Raw genomic sequence first — 1,797 nt, 5'->3', positions numbered from 1 at the left:
CATAGCATCTAGGAATTCCTTTCTTGACTGTCCGGCCTCCCATTTTGTTTGCAACTCTAGCAACCTCTCTAATTTATCTATATCTGCATTAGAGGAGACTGCCATTTCAATTAATTTCATTGGGGCTACTGCATTTCCTGCGGCTATGGGGTTTTGTTCCTGAATAATAATTTCTTGTGTACTCATGCTGCCCTCCCTATTAATTTATCCTCCAGGCCTATCAACACGATTTTATTTAAGGCCTCTACGTAGATATCCCATGCAGACGTGTTGCTTTTGAATATCGGGTTAAGTACTTTGCCCGCCCCCTCAGGTAATGAATTATCGATAAAACTCAGGACAATTTTCTCAACTTCTTCGTCGAGTTCTTCTTCGGTCAGTTCCTGACAAGCTTCCGCCGTAACGATATCGTCGGCTTCATTACGGCGGTCATCCCAATAGGTTTCATTAGAGTCGCATCTCATACAACCTCCTCAATCATATGCTGAGCGATAGCCATAAGTTCACGATAACTAAAACCTGCTTTCTTCATTTCTTCCGCAATACGTTCTGTATCACAATGGACTCTGGCATAAGAGAACATGTCGCTAATATCCAGATTTGAACGACTGGCAATTTCTTTGAATGGAATATCAAATTGCATGTCACCTAGATCGTGATAACGGATAATGACTCGCCCGTTAGATACCCGCTCATCTTTTAGTACATATTGGAAATTTATTGACGGCAACATAATGACCTCCGTTAAGCTGGAATAAGCACAACAATTGAAATAAGGAATAAGGCGAGACGGCGCTTCCATGCGCGCCGGTTCCTGACTGCTTGTGGTTTTTTGGGTATGACCGCGCACCAATCGAATGAGTTTTTATGCATAAAAAGCCCTCGTTAGTGAAAACGATTTGTTATTTTTGGGTTGGATTATTTAGAAGTCAGGGAAATAAGCGCTTTAGCGTGGAGTTCGGCTGATTCGCGGTCAAGGTGGATTAAGCCACTATTTAATCTTCCATTGTCTAACTTAGAGTTTTTCCAGTATGACCAGTCAATTCCGTCTTTTCCACCGTGAGTTATAATTGGATAATAATACTTATTGTCGTATTTAAGCTTTACCCTCACTGGCTCAGAAAACTCTATTTCCCCAATTTTGATAGTGCGAGGTTTTAGTCTATATTCACAATCCTGAGAAAACCTTATCTCAACATTACATTGACCCCATTCACCGTTATAAAAAAACTCAAAATACTCCCACGGCCTATCGGTAATATGAGACAACCTAGCGTACTCAGATATTAAATCAGCGTGAATGTGTTTAGGCATTGTTATTCTCCTTTTAACCTCTCAATTTCTATGTTTTCACATAAATCGTCAGGAAATTCATTTTTTATATACTCTCTGACTTCTTTCATGCTATCGAATAGAGCTTCTTCGCAGACAATATATTTACCTTCATCATTTTTTATATAGCTTTTAACTAAATATCTTTCCATTGTTATTCTCCAATCTCAAGTATTCTTTCTATTAAACGTAAGGCGTCCTCAATGGCCTCATATTTACCATCATCTAAATCTCTACTTTTTATGGCGTTACTTATTTCTTCAATATATTCAATAAGATTCTTATTGTTCATTGTTATTCTCCCGTACTTTTATCATTGCATCTGCAATGAAATATGCGCTTTCAGATAGCTCTTTATAATCACGCGAATCTTTATTCCCACCGAAGCCCATACCATCGTAACGACGAACAATTGCAGACATTGCATTAGCCGCAAAATAATCTCTTAATGTTATTTCATCGGGT

The 1,797-nt window shown here is 38.7% G+C and carries 7 protein-coding genes; all 7 read right to left on the bottom strand.

What is annotated here, in order from left to right; all coding sequences use genetic code 11:
• On the bottom strand, nucleotides 1-186 hold a 186-nt coding region (locus Xsto_RS20635), incomplete at its 3' end, for a hypothetical protein (RefSeq protein WP_211284365.1).
• The gene (locus Xsto_RS20630) at nucleotides 183-464 is read right to left on the bottom strand and encodes a hypothetical protein (protein WP_099126309.1); all 282 of its coding nucleotides are present in this window, start codon (nucleotides 462-464) and stop codon (nucleotides 183-185) included. The genes Xsto_RS20635 and Xsto_RS20630, both read right to left, overlap by 4 nt.
• Nucleotides 461-802, bottom strand: coding sequence for a hypothetical protein (locus Xsto_RS20625; RefSeq protein ID WP_099126308.1), 342 nt, complete (start codon nucleotides 800-802; stop codon nucleotides 461-463). Before Xsto_RS20625 ends, Xsto_RS20630 begins: the two co-directional genes overlap by 4 nt.
• 116 nt (nucleotides 803-918) lie before the next feature.
• On the bottom strand, nucleotides 919-1,314 hold the full coding sequence (locus Xsto_RS20620) for a hypothetical protein (RefSeq protein WP_099126307.1): 396 nt from the start codon (nucleotides 1,312-1,314) through the stop codon (nucleotides 919-921).
• Nucleotides 1,315-1,316: 2 nt separating this feature from the next.
• A complete protein-coding gene (locus Xsto_RS21770) occupies nucleotides 1,317-1,484 on the bottom strand; it encodes a hypothetical protein (RefSeq protein ID WP_169926715.1) in 168 nt (55 codons plus the stop codon).
• Between the two features lie 2 nt (nucleotides 1,485-1,486).
• A complete protein-coding gene (locus Xsto_RS21765; RefSeq protein WP_169926714.1) occupies nucleotides 1,487-1,624 on the bottom strand; it encodes a hypothetical protein in 138 nt (45 codons plus the stop codon).
• The coding region (locus Xsto_RS20615) for a hypothetical protein (protein WP_099126306.1) at nucleotides 1,614-1,797 on the bottom strand (184 nt) is incomplete at its 5' end. The genes Xsto_RS20615 and Xsto_RS21765, both read right to left, overlap by 11 nt.

This window comes from Xenorhabdus stockiae (assembly GCF_002632825.1).
GTDB classification, from domain to species: Bacteria; Pseudomonadota; Gammaproteobacteria; order Enterobacterales; family Enterobacteriaceae; genus Xenorhabdus; species Xenorhabdus stockiae.
This window is presented reverse-complemented; position numbering and strand designations above follow the sequence as displayed.

What these genes read in the sequence shown, in the direction of transcription:
- Xsto_RS20630 (WP_099126309.1), bottom strand. Translation starts at nt 464, where the DNA reads ATGAGATGCGACTCTAATGAAACCTATTGGGATGACCGCCGTAATGAA.
- Xsto_RS20625 (WP_099126308.1), bottom strand. Translation starts at nt 802, where the DNA reads ATGGAAGCGCCGTCTCGCCTTATTCCTTATTTCAATTGTTGTGCTTAT.
- Xsto_RS20620 (WP_099126307.1), bottom strand. Translation starts at nt 1,314, where the DNA reads ATGCCTAAACACATTCACGCTGATTTAATATCTGAGTACGCTAGGTTG.
- Xsto_RS21770 (WP_169926715.1), bottom strand. Translation starts at nt 1,484, where the DNA reads ATGGAAAGATATTTAGTTAAAAGCTATATAAAAAATGATGAAGGTAAA.
- Xsto_RS21765 (WP_169926714.1), bottom strand. Translation starts at nt 1,624, where the DNA reads ATGAACAATAAGAATCTTATTGAATATATTGAAGAAATAAGTAACGCC.